General features: G+C 35.6%; 13 protein-coding genes. 8 read left to right on the forward strand and 5 right to left on the reverse strand.

The features are described from left to right. Positions 1–142 precede the first annotated feature (142 nt). On the forward strand, positions 143–769 hold the full coding sequence (locus C1724_RS00365) for a hypothetical protein (protein ID WP_102344780.1): 627 nt from the start codon (positions 143–145) through the stop codon (positions 767–769). Between the two features lie 266 nt (positions 770–1,035). Here C1724_RS00365 and C1724_RS00370 read toward each other — a convergent pair whose 3' ends face one another. Continuing rightward, positions 1,036–3,579 carry a pre-peptidase C-terminal domain-containing protein gene (locus C1724_RS00370; protein ID WP_102344781.1) on the reverse strand — a complete coding sequence of 848 codons (2,544 nt, stop codon included), beginning with the start codon at positions 3,577–3,579 and terminating at the stop codon, positions 1,036–1,038. Between the two features lie 279 nt (positions 3,580–3,858). Here C1724_RS00370 and C1724_RS00375 point away from each other — a divergent pair, with 279 nt between their 5' ends. The 3 genes from C1724_RS00375 (at position 3,859) to C1724_RS00385 (ending at position 6,454) form a co-directional block, all read left to right on the forward strand. Next, positions 3,859–4,914 (forward strand): YecA family protein, encoded by a 1,056-nt coding sequence (locus C1724_RS00375; RefSeq protein ID WP_102344782.1) that lies wholly within the window; start codon positions 3,859–3,861, stop codon positions 4,912–4,914. 251 nt (positions 4,915–5,165) lie between these two features. Further along, positions 5,166–5,636, forward strand: a complete 471-nt coding sequence (locus C1724_RS00380) for an NUDIX hydrolase (RefSeq protein ID WP_102344783.1) — start codon at positions 5,166–5,168, stop codon at positions 5,634–5,636. Between the two features lie 245 nt (positions 5,637–5,881). Next, positions 5,882–6,454, forward strand: coding sequence for a sigma-70 family RNA polymerase sigma factor (locus tag C1724_RS00385; protein ID WP_102344784.1), 573 nt, complete (start codon positions 5,882–5,884; stop codon positions 6,452–6,454). A 166-nt stretch (positions 6,455–6,620) separates the two neighbouring features. Here C1724_RS00385 and C1724_RS00390 read toward each other — a convergent pair whose 3' ends face one another. The 3 genes from C1724_RS00390 to C1724_RS00400 form a co-directional block, all read right to left on the reverse strand. Beyond that, positions 6,621–7,064, reverse strand: coding sequence for a hypothetical protein (locus C1724_RS00390; protein ID WP_102344785.1), 444 nt, complete (start codon positions 7,062–7,064; stop codon positions 6,621–6,623). A gap of 178 nt (positions 7,065–7,242) precedes the next feature. Next, complete coding sequence (locus C1724_RS00395; protein WP_102344786.1) at positions 7,243–7,443, reverse strand: hypothetical protein; 201 nt, start codon at positions 7,441–7,443, stop codon at positions 7,243–7,245. 280 nt (positions 7,444–7,723) lie between these two features. Further along, positions 7,724–8,242 carry a competence protein ComK gene (locus tag C1724_RS00400; RefSeq protein WP_102344787.1) on the reverse strand — a complete coding sequence of 173 codons (519 nt, stop codon included), beginning with the start codon at positions 8,240–8,242 and terminating at the stop codon, positions 7,724–7,726. A 663-nt stretch (positions 8,243–8,905) separates the two neighbouring features. On the opposite strand from C1724_RS00400, the gene C1724_RS00405 reads away from it, so the two are divergent. The 4 genes from C1724_RS00405 to C1724_RS00420 all read left to right on the forward strand — a co-directional run bounded on the left by C1724_RS00405 (position 8,906) and on the right by C1724_RS00420 (position 17,113). Further along, a complete protein-coding gene (locus C1724_RS00405; protein ID WP_102344788.1) occupies positions 8,906–9,313 on the forward strand; it encodes a DUF6306 domain-containing protein in 408 nt (135 codons plus the stop codon). Positions 9,314–9,912: 599 nt separating this feature from the next. Beyond that, positions 9,913–10,674, forward strand: coding sequence for an alpha/beta fold hydrolase (locus C1724_RS00410; protein ID WP_258000244.1), 762 nt, complete (start codon positions 9,913–9,915; stop codon positions 10,672–10,674). Between the two features lie 299 nt (positions 10,675–10,973). Beyond that, positions 10,974–13,496 (forward strand): EAL domain-containing protein, encoded by a 2,523-nt coding sequence (locus C1724_RS00415; protein ID WP_102344790.1) that lies wholly within the window; start codon positions 10,974–10,976, stop codon positions 13,494–13,496. A gap of 395 nt (positions 13,497–13,891) precedes the next feature. Further along, entirely contained in the window at positions 13,892–17,113 is a 3,222-nt protein-coding gene (locus tag C1724_RS00420) for an EAL domain-containing protein (protein ID WP_102344791.1), read from the forward strand. Between the two features lie 706 nt (positions 17,114–17,819). Here the strand turns inward: C1724_RS00420 and C1724_RS00425 are convergent. Then, entirely contained in the window at positions 17,820–19,700 is a 1,881-nt protein-coding gene (locus C1724_RS00425) for an LTA synthase family protein (RefSeq protein ID WP_102344792.1), read from the reverse strand. Between the last annotated feature and the right edge of the window lie 45 nt (positions 19,701–19,745).

Consider the following 19,745-nt stretch of genomic DNA (forward strand, 5'->3'; position numbering starts at 1 on the left):
CCCCGTGTTGACTCTTTTTAAAAATTACTATATAAACAATTGAAGAAAATGGTAGTTAATTGTAGAATTATGGTAGTTAACAATAAATACCAATGATAATTAATAAAATAATAGAAAATAAAGAAAGGGGAATAATAGTAAAATGAAACGAATAATGACAGTAATATTAATCTTTTCCTTAGTTATCCCGTTAGTTACAACAGCATCGGAGCTTAATGTCACAACATCGACTCCTGGTTTTACTAGCAATATCTTGTCAGATGCTAGTTTTATAGAGACGGGTAATACATATAGGGGAGCTTTATCTGAGGACGATCCATTCTTATATAAAAAAGATAGTAATAAAGATGGCATAATAGATATTTTAGATATTGTAAATTTGACTAAACAATATGGTAAGCAAGTGACGTTTCAACCTCCTAAGGTTGAGGTATTAATACTTGCTGATTCGGCGGAATATTCACCAACAACCAAAAAGATTGATTTGGTGGGGGCGGGTATAAAAGTATTTGATTTTAATTATAGTAACCATCAATTCGCTATATATAGAAGATACGCTAATATAAAACAGGCTCACACAGAATTTGTTCGTATATACGAGCCATCAGGAGCATACATGCAATCAGACTTGAATGAAATAGGAATTGGTGATGGTTGGGGTGTAACTGATCGGTTTACTGATGTTACATTTAGACAAACTGGAAGACATTATGTTGTTCTATTCATCGACGGCGTGCCTATTAAAGATATGGAGATATTTGTGGAATAAGCTGGGAACACGGGTGGGAAACATGGGGGAAACATGGGGACGGTTCTCATGTTTTGATGAGGATTATAGGTACGTTAATCTTCTTCATGTTTATAAAAATCAATACTAGAGCAAATAAAAAAACCACCAAGAGCTTTTAAGGTTAAAAAAGCTACTAAGTGGTTTTTTTATTATTAGCCTATAAGTAGGAAGGGAGAATGGTGTTTTGAGTGGGGATAGGTATCACGAGAACCGTCCCCATGATACACACCCATGATACACCCGTATTACTTCCCATAGTCCTGAATTATTTGTTTAAGCAGGTTGCTTTTTGCTTTTGCAACTTCTACAATATCATAAATATCAACTAACCCATCACCGTTAATATCGGTTTCTAATTCGGGATCAACAATTTGGCCTTGCATAAATGTTCCGGTTAATTTATATGATCCATATCCACTGTGTAACATTACTTTTGCGTAATATATACCAGCAGGCAAAAGATTCTTTTCAACCGTTTGATTTCCGCCGTTAAAGTATTGTCCGACATTTGCTATAGCTGTTGTTTTATCTTGCTCATACAATATTAAATTTAGATAGGCATTGCCATCAAGGCTGCCTGATGTGATATTAAGAGTTAAGTCACTGCCTTCTGCAATATTTAAAACATACCAATCTTCAGTGTCTGTTGAATGAGCGTCGGTGTTACCTAAATACCCTTGATAACTTTGATTAGGTCCCATGGGTATAGCACTTTCTGCGTTATCATTCACTTCTAAGTCATTGTCAGCTAAAGGGGTAACAGAAGGGCTAAGTGTATATGTGCCGTACCCTGCATTTAATTTTAGCTGTACATAATAGGTTCCAGCCTTTAAGTGAGTGTGACCAAATGTCTTCGGTGAAGGATCGTAAAACCAGCCACCAGTAAAATTGATTATTGATTGTAAATTGGGGTCATACAAATTTGCCGTCCAATTCGAATTACCGTCCGGGCTGCCAGTAGTTACGGTCATTTGCAGATTGCTATCTTCATCTAGTTGGATTTTATACCAATCATCCGAATCAGTTATACCTGAACTTGTATAACCTAGGTACCCTTTATAAACTTGGTTCTGTGTCATTAATAAGGCCTCAACTGCACTATCGTTAATTTCTTCATCGTTATCAGTTAACGGAGTAGCGGTTGGTGTCAGTATATAGGAACCATAACCGGCATCTCGTTTCAACTGGACATAATAAGTTCCTGCTTTTAAGTGATTATGTCCAAACAACTTTGGCGATGTATCATAAAACCAACCGCCACTAGAAGTTATTAAAGTATTTTTATCTGCATCATATAAATGTGCAGACCAATTTGAATTACTATCTGGGCTTTGAGAAGAAACGGAAAATTGTAATTCACCATCACCGTTTAATTCAATTTTATACCAATCTTCTAAATCAACATCTCCTAAACTTGAATAACCTAAGTAACCTTTGTAATTTCCACTACTAATCATAGTAATTGCGTTTTCTAGTGTATCATTTGGCTCTAAATCCTTATCTGGTAAAGTTGTTACAGTTGGAGAAATTGTATAGGCTCCGTAGCCAGCATCTGCTTTTATCTGAACGTAATATGTTCCAGCTTTTAAATGATTATGAACTGCCCACTTAAGGGATGGATCATAAAACCAGCCCCCGGTTCCAGATAAAATGGTTTGACGATCTACATCAAATAAATTAAGTGACCAATAGGAATTACTATTAGGGCTTTCAGTTGTTACATTTATGCGTAACTCACCATCTTCGTTAAGCGTTACTTTATACCAGTCTTCTAGATCAGAATCTCCTAAGCTAGTATAACCTAAATACCCGCGATAATTTTCTTGGTCGACCATCGTAATGGCGAGATCAGCAGAATCATTTAATTCAGGATCTTTATCTGTTAGTGGTGTTAATGTAGGTGTTAAACTGTATGAACCAAAACCATTTACACGATAAACTTGCACATAATAAGTACCAGCCTTTAAATGATCATGTCCGGTTGTTTTGACCGATGTATCGTAAAACCAGCCCCCTGTAGAATTTAGTGCTGTTGTTTGATCCGAGTCATAAAAAGTTAAATTCCAGTTACTGTTTGAATTTGTACTATCTGTAGTAATGTCAAATTTTATTGCGCCATCTTCTTGGAGTTCGACTTTATACCAATCTTCTGGATTGAAATCATCTAAATGGCCTGAAACCATTGCTGTGATAGTAGGAGTTGGATCTTCAGAATCTCCTGGGTTTTCGGGATCGCTTGGATCAACCGGATCTTCCTGATTTTCAGGTATTAAATCAATAATAATTGAAAATGATCCTGTGTTGTCCTCATAAGAGCCAATCGCATCATTTACCGTTAAAACAAGATATCCTTCAGACTGAGAAGTGTATGTGTCAGTTGTTACTAAAAAAGGGTCTGAAATTGAATTTCCTAGTGCGATAACACCAACAAGAGAACCAACCGGAAATTGAGGATAAAAAGCATTTGAGTCATATTTTGGTTCAAAAGTCTCACTGTTATTATCTGGATTGGATCGAGTTCCATCTGCATTAACCAAGGGGCTAAAACCTAAATCGCCTTCTAATCCATAGGTAATGCTTCCACTCACAGTTAAGCTAATTTGGTCACCAACATTGACGTAGGCATCTGTCTGAGTCCAATCATCCAAAGACAGCATTGAAGGCTCCTTCGATGCCATAATGGTCACTTCTGAAGATGCAAAAGAAGAACTTGAAACTAAAAAGAAACTAAAGACTAATAAAACCAATAATTTTAATGAAAATTTACCTATTTTAATACTTTTAAGCATCGAAACCCTCCTCCTTAGGTATAAAGTTATAGCTCAATTAAAATATAACTGAATAGTCAGTAAATATGAAGAACAAAATTTTAAACGCGCGTTGGGGGAATCATGGGGACGGTTCTCGCGTTTCCCATGATATCAATAAAATCACCAGAACCGTCCCGATGTTTCTCCCGATGTTTCTCTCTAAAATTATTTGATTGCAAGGGTTAAATTTACTAAAATTAAAAAAGGTGTAAAATATAGGTGCATACTTGACCTGTTTTTAAAGGGGGATTAGTTTCAATGCTAAAGATCGGAAGAAACGATCTATGTTATTGTGGAAGTGGTAAAAAATATAAAAAATGTTGTTTGAGTCAAGTTAGTAAGACCTCGCAATTGCAATTAGAAGACGAGGTTGTTGATATACAATCTGATGTATTTCGATTTGCTTTCTCAAATAACCAATTCAAACAAATTGTGCAGGAAAACTTTAATAAGTACTCTCCACAGAAGGATATGGAGGAGACGTTTTATTTTTTTGTTGCGTTGTGGACTCTAATGACTTGTAAAATATTTGATGGAAGTACAGCGCTTAAAACTTACATGAATACTAGTAGGAAACACGTAAGCCCAAAAATTAATGAGATTATTGATTCATGGGTTGAACACTCACCGTCTATGGTAAGGGTTGATGAGATCAAGGATAGAAAGCTTTGGGTACGAGATATTTTTACTAATCAATCTAAGGAAATAAAACTAATTGATAAGCTAACTGAAACACCAACAGAAGGATCTTTAGCATTTGGTTTTATTGTTCCATTTGTGGATGACATATCAATCTTTTTTACATCTGCCCTAACCTTTGAAGATAACCTTGCGAATGATATAGAGCGTATAGTTCATAATAAATTTAAACAGTCACATCGTGAATTTGGTTACAGTAATCATTCGTTATTTTTACAAGAAGAGTATTTAAATTTGTTAGATATATTTATGTCTGATGAATTACTGCAATCCCCACCTCAGGAAAGTAAAGAAGAAGATCTCGATGAACAAAGTTCAGATGTGGAATCTCTTTTTCTTGAAAAGCTTAAGGATGACGATGCGTCTGCTGAAGTAATGGAAGCAGGAAGTTTCCTATGGTATCAGTATTGTCTTAAGAAAAAACCTGTCATAAAAAATAAAAAAATATATGCGGCTGCACTCCATTATATATTATTAGACAAAGCTCTAAATGAAAATCGTCTAACACAAAAAGAGGCTGCTGCACTATATCATGCATCTGTTGGAAGTGTAAGCAGTCGTTCAAGAGAAATGGCTACCGTTCTTGAAAAAGAGCTTAAAGAATATAAATTTTAATTAAACGGGGACGGTTCTCGCGTTTCCGCTTAATGGAAGTGGGGAACGGGGAACGTGAGAACCGTCCCCATGTTTCCAAAGTGAGGAATAAAGATAGCTTTTTAGGAATATAATAATTTTGTTTCATCAAACCCCTGAAATAGTCCAAAGTTGCCCGTATCTCGGATCACTTATTCCTGAGGAACGGGCATCTTTTTATTTGTCTTGAAAAAGAATTATATGGGAATGTTATTTTTTAAGGATGTGATTGCATGGGCTATATAGAAGAAATCAGGCAGAAGGTAGGACAGCTGCCGCTTATTTTGAACTCCTCAGGTATTATAATTAAAAATGATAATAATGAAATTTTACTGCAATATCGTAAAGATACACACAACTGGGGATTACCTGGTGGATATATGGAACCTGGGGAAACCTACGAGGAGACCATTATACGAGAGCTTAAAGAAGAAATGGGAATAAAGGTGGGGACGCTATCTCTTCTTAAAATATTTTCAGGGCGCGAGTTCTTTCACAAGTATCCTAACGGTGATCAGGTATATAGTGTCATGGCTATTTATGTTGCCAACGAGATAATAGGTGAATTGAAAGCCGATCAAAATGAAATTAGTGAAATAAAATTTTTCAGCTTAGACGCTTTGCCAAAGGAAATGACAGCGACAACACAGGAGATATTGGGATTTTACATAAATCACAAAAACGATGAGGGGATTTTTCATTGATGGTTGATCCTGCTGATTTGGAGATTAAGAGGACATACCTAAATTTTTAAAGTCGATAGAAACATAACGTTTAACGATGGTCAAGTGCCATCGTTTTTTACGTTTCTATAGGCCAAACGTTAAGTTTGAGCATGGTGAGAGTCGCTAAACTTAAAATAGTCCGATATGACGAGATATAGTGTTCCGGCTAAAGTAGGGGTACCGGCGGAATAATCGAAAGTGCGCATTTTTAGAAGGACTATTATGTGGTTTATACCGACTACTCTATTGACGAGGTTTTATTACAATTTGGGCCAATGATTTGGAATCAAATTAAACAGTTGCACATTTACAGAGACCAAGATGAGTATTTCCAGTTAGGACTTATCGGATTATGGAAGGCATACAACAAGTTTGATTCAGAAAAAGGAGTATTTCCTGCTTTTGCCCAAAAAGCCGTTAAAAACGAACTGATTACTCAATTAAGAAAAGAAAGCCGGATTGCACAGCGTTACACAGCCACAACAGCGGACATTCTCGAAGTAATGACTTCCCCGGTGGAAGAAAATATATTGGAGCGAGATAGGATCTTATCCTATTGCGATGAACTGACAGAAAAACAATTCAAATGGGTAATCCAAGGGATTATAGAGAATAAAAGGCCAAGTGAAATCGCAGAAAAAGAAGGAGTAACAGTTGAACAGGTAAAAGGCTGGAGAAGGGATGCTCTAAGAAAGATCAGGAAGAACATCAATGAGGATTATAAGGTTGTACACCAAGCTAATCAATCAAATGATAGTAGAGCTTGTTGGTATTTGAAAGATCTTACGATTAAATGATAAAACACGACATCAAACAGGTCCTGCTTTACGAGAGGTACCTGTTTTTTTAGACAAGTGCCTGGCGCTTGTCGGGTTTTGTCGATATTTGCCGTTATTTATGAATGTTGTCTTGTTAATTAAACAAAAAAGGAAACCCATTAACTACAGCGTTAACGGGTTTAGCTTATATAATCTTTTGGTCTTTACTACTATGTTTCTTATGAACAATGATTTGTTTATCACGAGACCAATCAAGAAAAAGGTCATATGCTTCTTTAGATTCAAACTCAACTATTGTTGAAAGGAAGGTTTTGTGATTTACAGTACCATTATCAATGTCAACCGAAAGTTGACCTTTCGCTACTTTATCAAGATGCCACCACCATTCTTCCGTGGGTTTATCAGTTTGAAAATCGTAGATATTTTTTAAGAGTTCATATACTTTATTGGCATTTTTTAGTAATAGCTTGTCGTATTCTATTAATAAATTTTGTTCGTCCGATGTCAATTCAAAAAAATGCTTGTGAAACTTTGTTCGACGATGAAAGGCGTCGATCATTTCAAAAGGACTGATATCATAATCTTGGATATCCTTACCATAGTACCTAATCTCCTGATTATAATTCATATGTTCGCACCTCCTTAATTGTCCCTAGGTACTTATAACCTTCTTCTTCGGATAAGTAGTTATTATACTGATCTGGGGGAAAAGCTGTTTCCATTATGCCGTACTCCCCAACCACAACTATCCAAATTTTGTCACCAATTACAACATACTCCTGATTAAACGATGTCTTGTTGTAGAGCTAAACTTCATTTTGTAAGTTTTTAACTATATTCAAAATAAGTTGATTATAATCGTTCATGGTCCAATCTTTAGGTATATGGCCACGATTTTTTCTTTTATTAAGATGTAGAAAACCTTTGCCGTTTTTCCACTTTGGTCCGAACTTAATAAGATGATCAAGGGTTGCAATAAATTGTGTATGGCTATCCCTTTTTACCATAATTTCCAGCCATCCTAACTTTATATACAAATATTTTAACATACTTTGTTTTTCACATAAATTTTGGAAATAAAAGTAATGGTCAGCGATTTAAGTTTATAAAGCATTGCATTGCATCTATAAGAAAAGAGCTAATCTGTAGGATATTAATTTGCTCTTTTCTTTAGTATTTCTGCCAACTTTTTAAAGAATGTTCTTCGACCAGTAACTCTCTACTGAAAGCGCCTGTCCCGACAAGTGCCACTTGTCGGGTTTTGTCGATTTTAGTAAACCAGTTACTTTACTGTTTATATTTGTCCAATCTTCCTGTTAACGAAATGATGCACATAGCCGTTCGTTGCATTTGCTTTTCTAATACATAAGTTGATTCGCTTAATGTGATTTCTTGGCCATTTTTAAAGACAATCATTGATTTTGCAGCGGAATCTTTTGGAGTATACGTAGTTATGTATTTGACATGATGAAAGAAGATCCAATTGCACTCATAACAAGTAGGAGATATTGTTGGGAAAGCATAGATACCTTCATGAGGTATAATGGCCATCGGAACTTTCTGCTTGCATCCAATTAGGTACGACATGCTTTTCCGTCTTCCATCATACTCCGCTCCACCATTCATACAAGCTGCTTTGATGATTTGAGTGGTTGTTTGCCTTACAAATAATATCCGATTCTCTTCTATTACAATAGTGGAGAAGTCCATATGTGCTACAGATAGCAACGCCATTGTTTTCTTGCTAACATCATAATAATCTAATACGTTCTTATTATTCTCATAGTAAATCAAAAATTTTTCCATGCTAACACACTCCCTTTTGCGATTAAATGAATAACCTTGCAATGGTTTCAAAGCCATTTGCTTATTGGATAAAAAATAGATCGGGAATTATAGAAAGCAATTGACAAGTTTTTGAGACCAAAACCTCCTTTCAGCTTATGTTTATTTAAAGGCTTAATTAATGTGACGTTATTGAAAGTGAGTCTTCAGCGCAGTGGAGTAGCCATTACTTTTGTAATCTCGTGTAGGACGGGTAAATCAATGAAGTGCACAATATTTATGCTAAACGTTGTTGTTAGTGGATTTATAATTATGATTTTTTTTAAGTAATACCAAAATCAAGAGCTATAATGCTTATAACTTAGACTTTTCTATTACAATATCGGGATAACAAAGTGTACCACACATAGAAAAACGTATCATATTATTCAATCAAAATATACAGACTTCCCCGTAGTAAATATGGCTATTTCGTGCCAATTATATGACGATGCGCGGCATCAATTGGAAATATTAAAACAGGCCTTTCATTTTATAAAAAAATGAAATAATTACCATCTGCCAACAAGATGAGTTGATTGTTATTCCTTATATAGAATCAAGGGTGACAAATTGTCATACTATTCAAATAAAATCTGATATGCTAATAAAGGAATGTAAAATTTTAGAAGGGGGATATATTAAATGGAAAAAATGTTTTTACTCCTAAACTCACTGTTGGAAGCTGAACGTGCAGGCGTTCAAACTATGGATTACTTGCTCAAAAATTGTAGTACAGACCAACTGGAAGGTCGTTTCAAGCATGTAAAATCTGACGAAGCATGGAGCTGCGCAGGTTTACATGATGCGATTATTCGTGAAGGTGGTGTGCCTACTAAGGAAACAGGCGATTTCACAGAGAAGGTTAAGAGCCAAAATACATTGGAAGAAAAATTAACGCTACTAAATAAAGGGCAAAGCTGGGTTGCGCGGAAAATCGATGAGGTATTAGAATTCGAACTGCATGAGGAAACACGCTTATTTTTAATAGAAATGAAGACGAAACACAATGAAAATATTGCTAATATGGAAGAGTATTTGAGTTCTAAATAAATCGCTGAAGGTTTTAATTCGCTAAAATATAAAATAAAGAGAGCAGTACTTTGCGAAGAAGTATTTTGATACCTATAGAAGGCACTTGAGAAAGAGTGTTCCATCTATAGGTATTTTTTATATTCTTAAGTTTTGTTAAGGGGAATAGGGGGAATAGCTATAGTTAATTCTACTGCGAAATCCTAAAAAGTAAGAGTCCTTTTTTCTTATTATCAATCACTCTTTTATTCATTCGACAAATTCCGGGAAGTGCCTGTCACTTGATGTTACTACAAATTCCGGGAAGTGCCTGTCACTTGATGTTACTTGGTATTTGTGCACTATTTCGTGCACTTGATGTTTGTGCACTTTTCACCCTGTTTAATAATTGTAATTATAATTTAACTTGTATCTAACAAGTAAGGTATTATAATAAGATTAATAGCTAAAAAATTTATTGAAATTTGTCGAATGCGTACGTTTCTGCTATTATCCTTACAAAAAGTTAGTTTGATACTCAATAATTAATATATTGAAGTAGTTTTATAGTTTGAAATATTACATCATAGTTGCTTTTCCTTCGTTAGTCTTTGAAAATATCATGAAAAAGAGGTATCGGTATGGAAAAGGAGACGATCATTTTTTTGCATGGGATTGTTGGCAATAAAAATGCGTTTAGTAGAGAAATAGAAAAGTTAAAAAATCAGTATCAATGTATAGCCTACGATTTATATGACCCGGATGATTTAGGAGTTGAAGGTCAGTTAACAATCGATTTATTACTAGATCAGCTTTATTCAAAATATATTAAGTATAAAATAAAAAAAGCACATTTATGTGGATTTAGCTTTGGATGTATGATTGCAACGGCTTTTGCTAAAAAATATCCAGATATGGTGAGTAGTATGACGTTTGTAGGAGGCCATTGTTGTAATGTATTTTCAAAACTATATACCAACATTAGTACAGTACTGGCGGAAAAACCGAAATTCGAGTATAAAAAGTGGATAAAGTACTGTGCACCGCTGTTAAACCCTAACCTACCACTTATACCTGAAAACTCGGAAAGAATCTTTCAACGGTATGCTCTCCAAGTTCACCCGGATGTCTTTGAAAAAGCCCTTCGAATACACATTGAATTTGATTCAAGTGCAGCCTTAGAAGGGATGAAAACGCCCATTATGTGGGTTTTGGGAGAATATGATGAGTTGACAAAGGGCACGCTCTTCGATTTACAACAATATATACCACATGTTGAATATATAGAGATAGCTAATGCAGGCCATGCTGCCCATGTCCATCAACATGTCGAATTTATGTCTTTATTTCAAGACTTTTTAAATAAACATGCATCAATAAAAAGGCCACTTAGCCTTTCGTAAAGGAAATAAAAGTTTCATAGGGTAAGAGTGTACAAGTTCCATTTCGTAGTAAAACCTTTATATTGGAGTTTTATAGGAGTTCCTGTAAAAGTCCAATATAGGGGTTTTTTGTATTCCATAATTTATTAATAGCATAATAACGATAATAAAGTAAAAAATTCATAGATTATGCTATAATATTCTTTATTCATACAACAATAATAGTATTAAATATAACCTGCTTTCTAGTCATCTATTATGATCAAATATCATGATTTATCATAGAAAAAGGAGGTTTCTACTATTAGGAGGAATCAACCGTGTCGATAAAGAAGAAAGTTTCGATCATTTTCACATCGTTAGTGTTATGTATATTAATAGCTAATAGTACCTTACACTACATTCGAACGAAACAGAAAATGGTTGAATTTAATGAAAGAGAGATAGAATTAATCATCCAGGAAGTTTCATATCAGGTGGAAAACTCAAAAAATGGAGCCCTGTATGTAGAAGATATGATGGGAAAAGAATTAAGAACGGCGTCAATTGCCATTCGAAACTCTTTACCACCGCGCCATGAAGATGTGACAAATGAGCAATTAAAACAATTAGCCGATGAGCTTATGATTTCTCATATTACATTATTGGCGCAAACGGAGGACGATATCGTCGGTGTTAAATCCTCTGATCCACACGAAATTGGATTATCAACGAAAGAATGGGGATTTTGGTATGATGCTTTTAAACAGCTGTTTGCTTTAAAGCCAATCGCTGTTGAGGAAGGTTTAATTTTACCAAACTATTGGTCTGGACCAACTGAAGTTGCAGCCAGTAATCCAGATCATACTGATAAATGGGGATATTATCATGATGGAACGACGAACTATATTATCAATCCCTATCTTCGTGATAAACAAGTACTAGAGTATGAGGAACGTTTTGGACCTGGTAATGTTATGGAACGATTCCGCACTAAATTAGAGGGAGTTCTTGAATTAACAGTTTTTAATCCAAAAAACTTTGGTCAAGAAACGTCCAAGATTACTAGTAATGGCAATAGTTTTATCCGGATTGCCGATCAACCCATTTGGTATGGAACCTATGACTATCAAAATCAAGCTGAAGATACATGCTTAGTTCAATCAGCTGTAGAAACTGGTAAGACGCAGAGCTATACGGAAGAAATTAACGGACAAATGGTTACAAAAACCTTTGTACCGATTAATACAGACGTTGAAAATCCCTATGTTATAGGTTTAACTTACGACTATAGTTTAATCAAAAAACAGCTTGACCGTGAATTACTGCAACACATCCTTTTAGCTATTCTGTTTATAATTGTTGTATTACTAACAAGTTCTATTTTTTCCAGATCGATTACAAGACCAATAGGTTATATTGTCGATAAGGTAAACGAAATTGCAAAAGGGAATTATGGACAGGATTTAGAAGTAAAAAGAAAAGATGAACTTGGCCATTTAACACAGAATGTAAATGCCCTATCCAATTCATTGCAAAGCTATATTACTGATTTAAAAGAAAGTCAGGAACTTATCAAATTCCAGGCCTATCACGATCCGCTAACAGGCTTACTAAATCGCAGGTATTTTCAAAAAGCGTTAGATCAAAGCATTGAAAGTGCTAAAAAAACAGGGAAAACTGTTGCACTGCTATTTATTGACATTGACCGCTTTAAAGATGTGAATGATACATTAGGGCATGCCAAAGGAGATAAACTGCTGCAGCTTATTTCCGACCGAATCAACCACTGCATGTCTAGTGAAAATAGCATTCTTACTAGACAAGGCGGCGATGAATTTGTCATTTTAATGAGTGAATATGAGGAAAAAGAAATTAACGCTGCTGCAGAAAATCTTGTAAAAGCTATTAAACAACCGTTTCTATTAGATGGCAATGAAGTAAGTGTAAGTGCAAGTTGTGGGATCAGCTTGTATCCGCAACATACTACAAATGCAGATACGCTTGTCATTTATGCTGATAGCGCGATGTATGCTGCTAAGAAACAAGATGGCAATAGAGTTGTGTTTTATAATGAACAAATTACAAAAGAAAGCAATGAGAAGCTTCGGATTGAATCACGCTTGAAAAAAGCAATTCGTAATGAAAAGATTGAAGTTTATTACCAGCCTAAAATAGATGCTCGTCGCAATGCTGTAACAGGGGTAGAGGCTTTATTGCGTTGGACAGATGAGGAACTCGGCTTTGTACCACCAGATGTCTTTATAGGTGTTGCAGAGGAAACAGGACATATTCATCAGTTATGGGAAATTGCAATGAAACAAGCGTGTACACAGGTTAGGAAATGGAATGAAAATCGAACGCAGCCATTAAGTCTTGCTGTTAATTTTTCAGCTAAACAATTCCAAGATCCATCTTCATTAGTGAAACAGGTGAAAGAACTTCTGGAAGGATATGGATTAGAACCGAGCTATTTCGAAGTAGAAATAACCGAAAGCACATTGCTTTTTAATTCAAAAGAAACGATAAAAGCTTTAAAAGATCTACAAGAATATGGAATTTCAATATCCATCGATGATTTTGGAACAGGTTATTCGTCATTAAGTTACTTGAAAAAGTTGCCAATCAATACTCTTAAAATTGATCGATCCTTTATTCAAGACATAAAAGATAATTATGATAACTCAGAAATTCCAGAGGCGGTTATCAATCTGGCTCGCAGCTTGCGCCTGCATGTTATTGCAGAAGGCGTAGAAGAAGAATATCAAAAAGAATTCCTATTAAAGAACAATTGCTATCATATGCAAGGCTACCTATTCAGCAAACCAATTTGCAAACAAGAATTTGAAGAGCGGTTCCTATAAAGCGGGAATTTCGACAGGTTCTACAAGTTACAAAGCTACAAATCCGACAAGTGCCTGTCACTTGTCGAATTTCGTGCATTTCGCGCATTTCATGCAAGGAGCCTTATGCAAGGTGCCAGGCACTTGTCGAAAGTGCCAGGCACTCCCCGAAGTTTGTCGATAGAAATATAGACTGCTATTAACTATTTCATTTGCGTAGTGAGAGAATAATAGAGATAATAAGATAAGGAGAGCTAATCAATTTGCTAAGATTGGCTCTCTTTTATTAAATTCCAGATAAAATAACAAAAATTTAACATAGTAAAATTGGAAAATTCGACAGATATATACCGAATTTTACTGAAATATACTAATTTTTAGTTTGACCAAAATAAAATGATGAACGGTGATTGAAAATGAATGTGGAGAACACTTTAATAAACAACTCAATAAATGTTCAAAAGGATGAATCGAATTCATTGATGAGTAATAGTGAGGATCAATTCCGTACGATGATTGACCTATCTCCGTCCTTAATTTTCGTTCATCAAGATGATCGGATCGTGTTCGCTAATAAAAAAGCCATTAGCGGTTTATGTGGAGAACAAGGCAATCTAATTGGCATGAGTTTTAATGATTTTCTCTCCTCTGGATTTCAAGCAAGCTTTGTAGAAATAGAACTAAATGAACCAACTGAATATAAGCTAGTTTCGTTAGATGGAAAGGAAATCTATCTTGAAACTGTGGTTACTCAAGTTACTTTTAACAGTAAACCTGCATTTATGATAGTTGGACATGACATTACCAAGAATAAAAAAAGAGACCAAGAAGAAACAAGTAAACAATGTGAATTGGACTTAAATAACAGCATAGAGAATGAACAGTTGGCCTTTCAAGACTATTTGACAGGTTTGCCTAATAGAAATAGGTTGATCTCTCATCTTGCATATGAACTTAACCATTCTGTACAAAAGGATCAAAGTTTCGCCTTATTATTCATTGATTTAGATCGCTTTAAAAATATTAATGATAGCTTAGGGCATGATGTAGGGGACCAGCTTTTAAAAGAAGTAGCTGAACGGTTGAAGTCATGTATAAGCAGGAAGGATGTTATATTCCGACAGGGTGGCGATGAATTTATAGTTGTTTTGTCGAATACCGATAGAAACCTAGCCACAAAGGTCGCTAAATATATCCTAAACACTCTATCGCACCCTTTTACTATCAATAGTTATGATATTTTTACTACTCCAAGCATCGGAATTAGCGTTTTCCCGGAGAATGGTGAGACAGTTGAGACCCTTATAAAACATGCGGATTATGCGATGTATCAAGCCAAGCAAGCAGGTAAAAACAATTTTAAATTCTACTCCGACTATACATGCAGCGAAGATGAAGTTGGCCCTTTGTTAATGGAAATGGAACTGCACCGAGCGCTTGAGCGTCAACAGCTAACTTTATATTATCAACCAAAAGTAAATTTAAAAACTGGTAAAATTGTAGGTGTTGAGGCTTTGTTACGCTGGATTCACCCTGAGCTTGGTTTCATTTATCCAGAAACCTTTATTCCGATTGCCGAAGAAACGGGCTTAATTATTCCAATTGGAGAATGGGTGTTAACTGCGGCCTGTCAACAAAATAAAATGTGGCAGCAACAAGGTTTTTCTACAATCATATCGGTTAATTTATCTGCAAGGCAGTTCTCGCAAGTAGATATATTAACAACCATTAAAACAGTTCTAAGTGAAACAAATCTTGAACCGCATTACTTAGAACTAGAGATTACCGAGAGTATGGCAGCTGATAATGAATACGCAATTCATACTTTGCTTGAGCTTAAAAAGCTAGGCGTACGTATTAGTATTGATGATTTTGGTGCCGGCTTTAGTTCATTAAATCGATTAAAGAAGATTCCTTTAGATACTTTGAAAATTGACCAAACTTTTATCGATAATATTCGAAATAGTATTAATGATAGAACTATTATTAAAACGCTAATTTCCATGGCGCATAACTTAAACCTAAATGTGGTGGCAGAAGGAATTGAGACCAAGTCCCAACTCATGTTTTTGCAGAAAAATTATTGTGATACAGGACAGGGCTACTTGTTTAGTCGACCGGTAACAGCTGACCAACTGTTAGAAAATTACTCAGATATTCAAAATTCAGTTAAATTATTTGGTCTCCCGCAAGAAAGAAACCAACTTAATTGGGCGAAGGAATTATTGCGTCGTGCAAAAAATGAATTAAATGAAACGATTCGCTTGCAGCAGGGGATGATTTTTAAATATAAATTAATAAAAGGTCACTTTATTCATACCCTTTGCGATGGAGAACTAGTATATCGTATTAATCTGACGCCATCACAAATTGTTGGTAAAGAGCTACACGACTTCCTTAGTAAAGAAATTGCCGAAGAGAAGTTACAATATTACAAGCGGGCTTGGGATGGGGAAGAGAATATAACCTATGAAAACGAACATAATGGGATTTATTATCTCTGTGCCTTAAGCCCTGTCATACGTGGTGGAAAAGTTGTTGAGGTTATTGGGTCAGGTGTTGATATCACGGATCGTAAGCATATGGAAAAAGAATTGCAGAAGAGTCAGGAAAAATATCGGTTAATTGCTGAAAATATGACAGATTTAATCGGTATATTTGATGTCAATAGTAGGTTTCTATATGCATCACCTTCACATCAAACAGTGTTAGGCTATACACCTGAAAGCTTTATTGGGACATCAATATTAGAGTGTATTCATGCAGATGATGTTAAACCATTTAAGACGTTTTTTGAGGAAATGCTTGAAACAAAGGCTGCTGCAAAGTTTGAAATTCGAACATTTCATAAGAACGGTGCTTGCTTATTGCTCGAATGTTTCGGAAATCCGGTAATAGAAGATAACGGTGAAGTCGAGCGAGTTATTATGGTAGGACGAGATATTACTGAAAAAAGAAGAGCAGAAGAACAACTGATGAAGGCAGAAAAGTTGCAAGTAGTTGGAGAACTCGCTGCAGGTGTGGCACATGAAATTAGAAACCCACTGACTGCCATTAAAGGATTTGTTCAACTTTTCCAAGTTGGTCAAATTAAAGATGATTACTTTAACGTTATTTTTTCAGAGTTTGAGCGAATTGAGGAAATTATAAACGAATTTCTATCACTTGCTAAACCGAAAGAAATAAAACAAAGCTATACGAGCATTCCACAATTATATAAAGAGGTGGAAACCTTATTTGAATCTGAGGCAAACTTAAAGAATATCCAGTTTTCGAAAAAAATTACCGAAGATGTCCAGCCTATCATGTGTGATCGTAACCAAATCAAACAAGTGCTCATTAATGTCATTAAAAATAGCATCGAGTCCATTGAATCAGGAGGGCTTATCAAGGCTAAAATTTGCGCAAAGGAAGAGTATCTTGTTATCAAAATATCAGACAACGGCGTTGGCATCAGTGAGGAACGCCTACAAAAACTAGGTGAGCCTTTTTATAGTAACAAAGAAAAAGGAACAGGCTTAGGTTTAATGATGTGCTATAAAATCATCGAAGAACACAATGGCACCATTTCCTTCAAAAGCCAAGTGAACAAAGGAACAACTGTCAAAATTAAGCTGCCACTGGGGCAGGAAGTATAGATGAATGGTATAGACGTCTGGAGAGGTGTTAGGCCAGGTGCCAGGAAGGTTCCGAGCGCTAGCCATTTCTAAAGTGCCAAAAAGGTGCTAGGGTGCAAAGTGCCTGATCCACCAGGTGCCAGGCACTTCCTCACCAGAGTTCCATACACTTCCTCTTCAGGTGCCTGTTTCTTCTCTAGGTGCCTGTCACTTCCCGAAATTTGTCGAATGATATTTAAAAGTGGCCATTGTGGCAGAGAAATATATAAAATAAGTTGTTGGCAGAGCTGATCATTTTAATAAATGATTGGCTCTTTGTTTTAATGTCAGCGCGTTTGTAGAGTGTGGAAATTTAGTTAGCGTCCAATAATCTAGGAATTCGCTTAGAAATTGGATTATTGGATTACAAATACGATGAATTGGATTACAAGTACGACAAATTGGATAATAAATCATAAATTAGGATTATAACTACTAAAGTTGTTTTAGAAATCTAGGATTTTCGCTTAGCGCGGTCTAGAGGAATTTATTTATTTGGCATTAACAAACAATATTTTGCGTCCATTGAAGCTTTAAGCCAGAGGTATCAAGGTGGAAATACATATCTCAGCGCAGCGGCATGCTTAAAAACCTTAAACTCAAACCAACATAACAACCCTCAACCCGAAATTGCACACTGCCTAACCTACACAAAAAAGCCACCAATACTAGTACTGGCAGCCTATCTTTATAATTCTCTTTGTGGCAAGCTCTTCATATATTGATCAGAAAGCTGCATCAGCTTTAGAACGCGATTATAATCCTCTTCATATCGGGAAAAATCTTCAATCGGGTCCCTCAAGTAAATGTCAAGGGCTTCGCCATCAGTAAACCCTTCTTCAGGACGAAACGCAATGTCCTTATTAAAGAACGCTCCGTTTGGCATGTAATATCTCATTCCAAAAAGGTTATCGTAATAATTGACTAGGTCCTGCCCAAATATAACTTGATTTTCTAATGAAAGGTCGAGTAGATTTGCGACTGTAGGCATCATATCAATTTGGCCACCAATTGCAACGTTCTCCTCGCTAATGTTTTGCCCGCCAACAGTCACGATAAATGGAATATTAAATTGATCCAGCTGTGTATATTCATGCCCAATGGCCGCTTCTAATACTTCAAAATCAAGTTCACTTAAGCCGCTTGGCTGTAATCCGAAGTGATCTCCATAGAATACTAGTATGGTGTCCTCCCACATGCCTTCTTTCTTCAACGCGTTCACTAGCTGCTCCAATGCCTGGTCCGTATAGTTGATGGCTTTTAAATAAGAGCCAACTAAAGTGCCATCAAATTTTTCAGGAAGTTTAATAACATCATGGTTCCCCGGAATAATAAATGGGTGATGGCTAGAAAGTGTTACAAATTGTGCATAAAACTTTTGATTTTGCTCGTGCAGCTCCTTCAATTCTGGCAAAGCCATGTTATATACATATTCATCGGATGGTCCCATTCCGATTACATCTTCATGACCGAAATTACCGAAGAAATTGATATCGTAAAATTGATCAAATCCTAATGCCGGGTACATTTCATCCCGATTCCAAAACGTCACATCATTCGCATGGAAGGTTAACGATTTATAGCCTTGCTCCTTTAACAATCTTGGAAAACTAGGAATCTCGCGGTCTCCAAATGTTTCAGACGTTGCGGTCCATGGAGCAGGATATAATGATGTATTAAATAGAAACTCCGCATCAGATGTATTTCCTTGTCCAATTTGTTGATATACATTTGGGAAATAAAGACTTTCTTTTAATAATTCATTTAAAAATGGCGTGACTTCTTGGCCATCTATTTCAAGGTTCAATGTAAAATCTTGAAAGGCTTCGGCTTGAATCACAATAATATTTTTATCTTTTGCAATACCGTTCAACTTCAGATCCTCTTTCGGAAGGTGAACTATTTCCTTTAGTTCATGAACTAGATCAGGCGTTATTTCTTGTTCCGCATCTGTTAGTGCAGTTGCACTTGCCGCAACCGTTTTGGCTGAAAGAATTTCATATGTTAAAATACCTTGTTTTTCAGCAGCTAGCACTGTATCAGCAATCACAGTATCTTTTTGTGTAAAAATATTAAATGCTAGAAGAGCGATTCCGACTATCATCACAGGTAAAATAAATTTTAGTGTTCGTTCACGATTCTCAATCAGTTGTGCTTTTTTTCGAACCAATGCAAGAACAGTAAGTAGGATTAAATCTGCAAAAAGAACAAGATAAATCGGATCGATCAATTGCAGCACACTGTCCTTAATGGTTCCAACCTGGTCGATCTGCGAAAACGCTTGAAAGGTTACAATATAACCGTAATAATCATGGTAAATCAATATGGCTAGTAACAGTATTGAAAATACAAGATTTATGGTTACATACAATAGCTTTTTCAGTCTATACAAAGGGAATAACTCAACTAGTCCAAAAATAAAAAATAAATAGCCTATTTCTACAAAAATCGTATAGAAAAATCCTGTTCCTTCGAACAACAATGTTCTCACGACAAAAAACTTTAATAGTACAAGTGCTAGGAACACAAAAAACTGCGTATGAGTTTCTAAACCAAATTTTTTAAACAATCTATATCACATCCGGTAAAAGATATTGTTCTACAAAAATATTAG

Source organism: Bacillus sp. Marseille-P3661 (genome assembly GCF_900240995.1).
Lineage (GTDB): Bacteria > Bacillota > Bacilli > Bacillales > Bacillaceae_J > OESV01.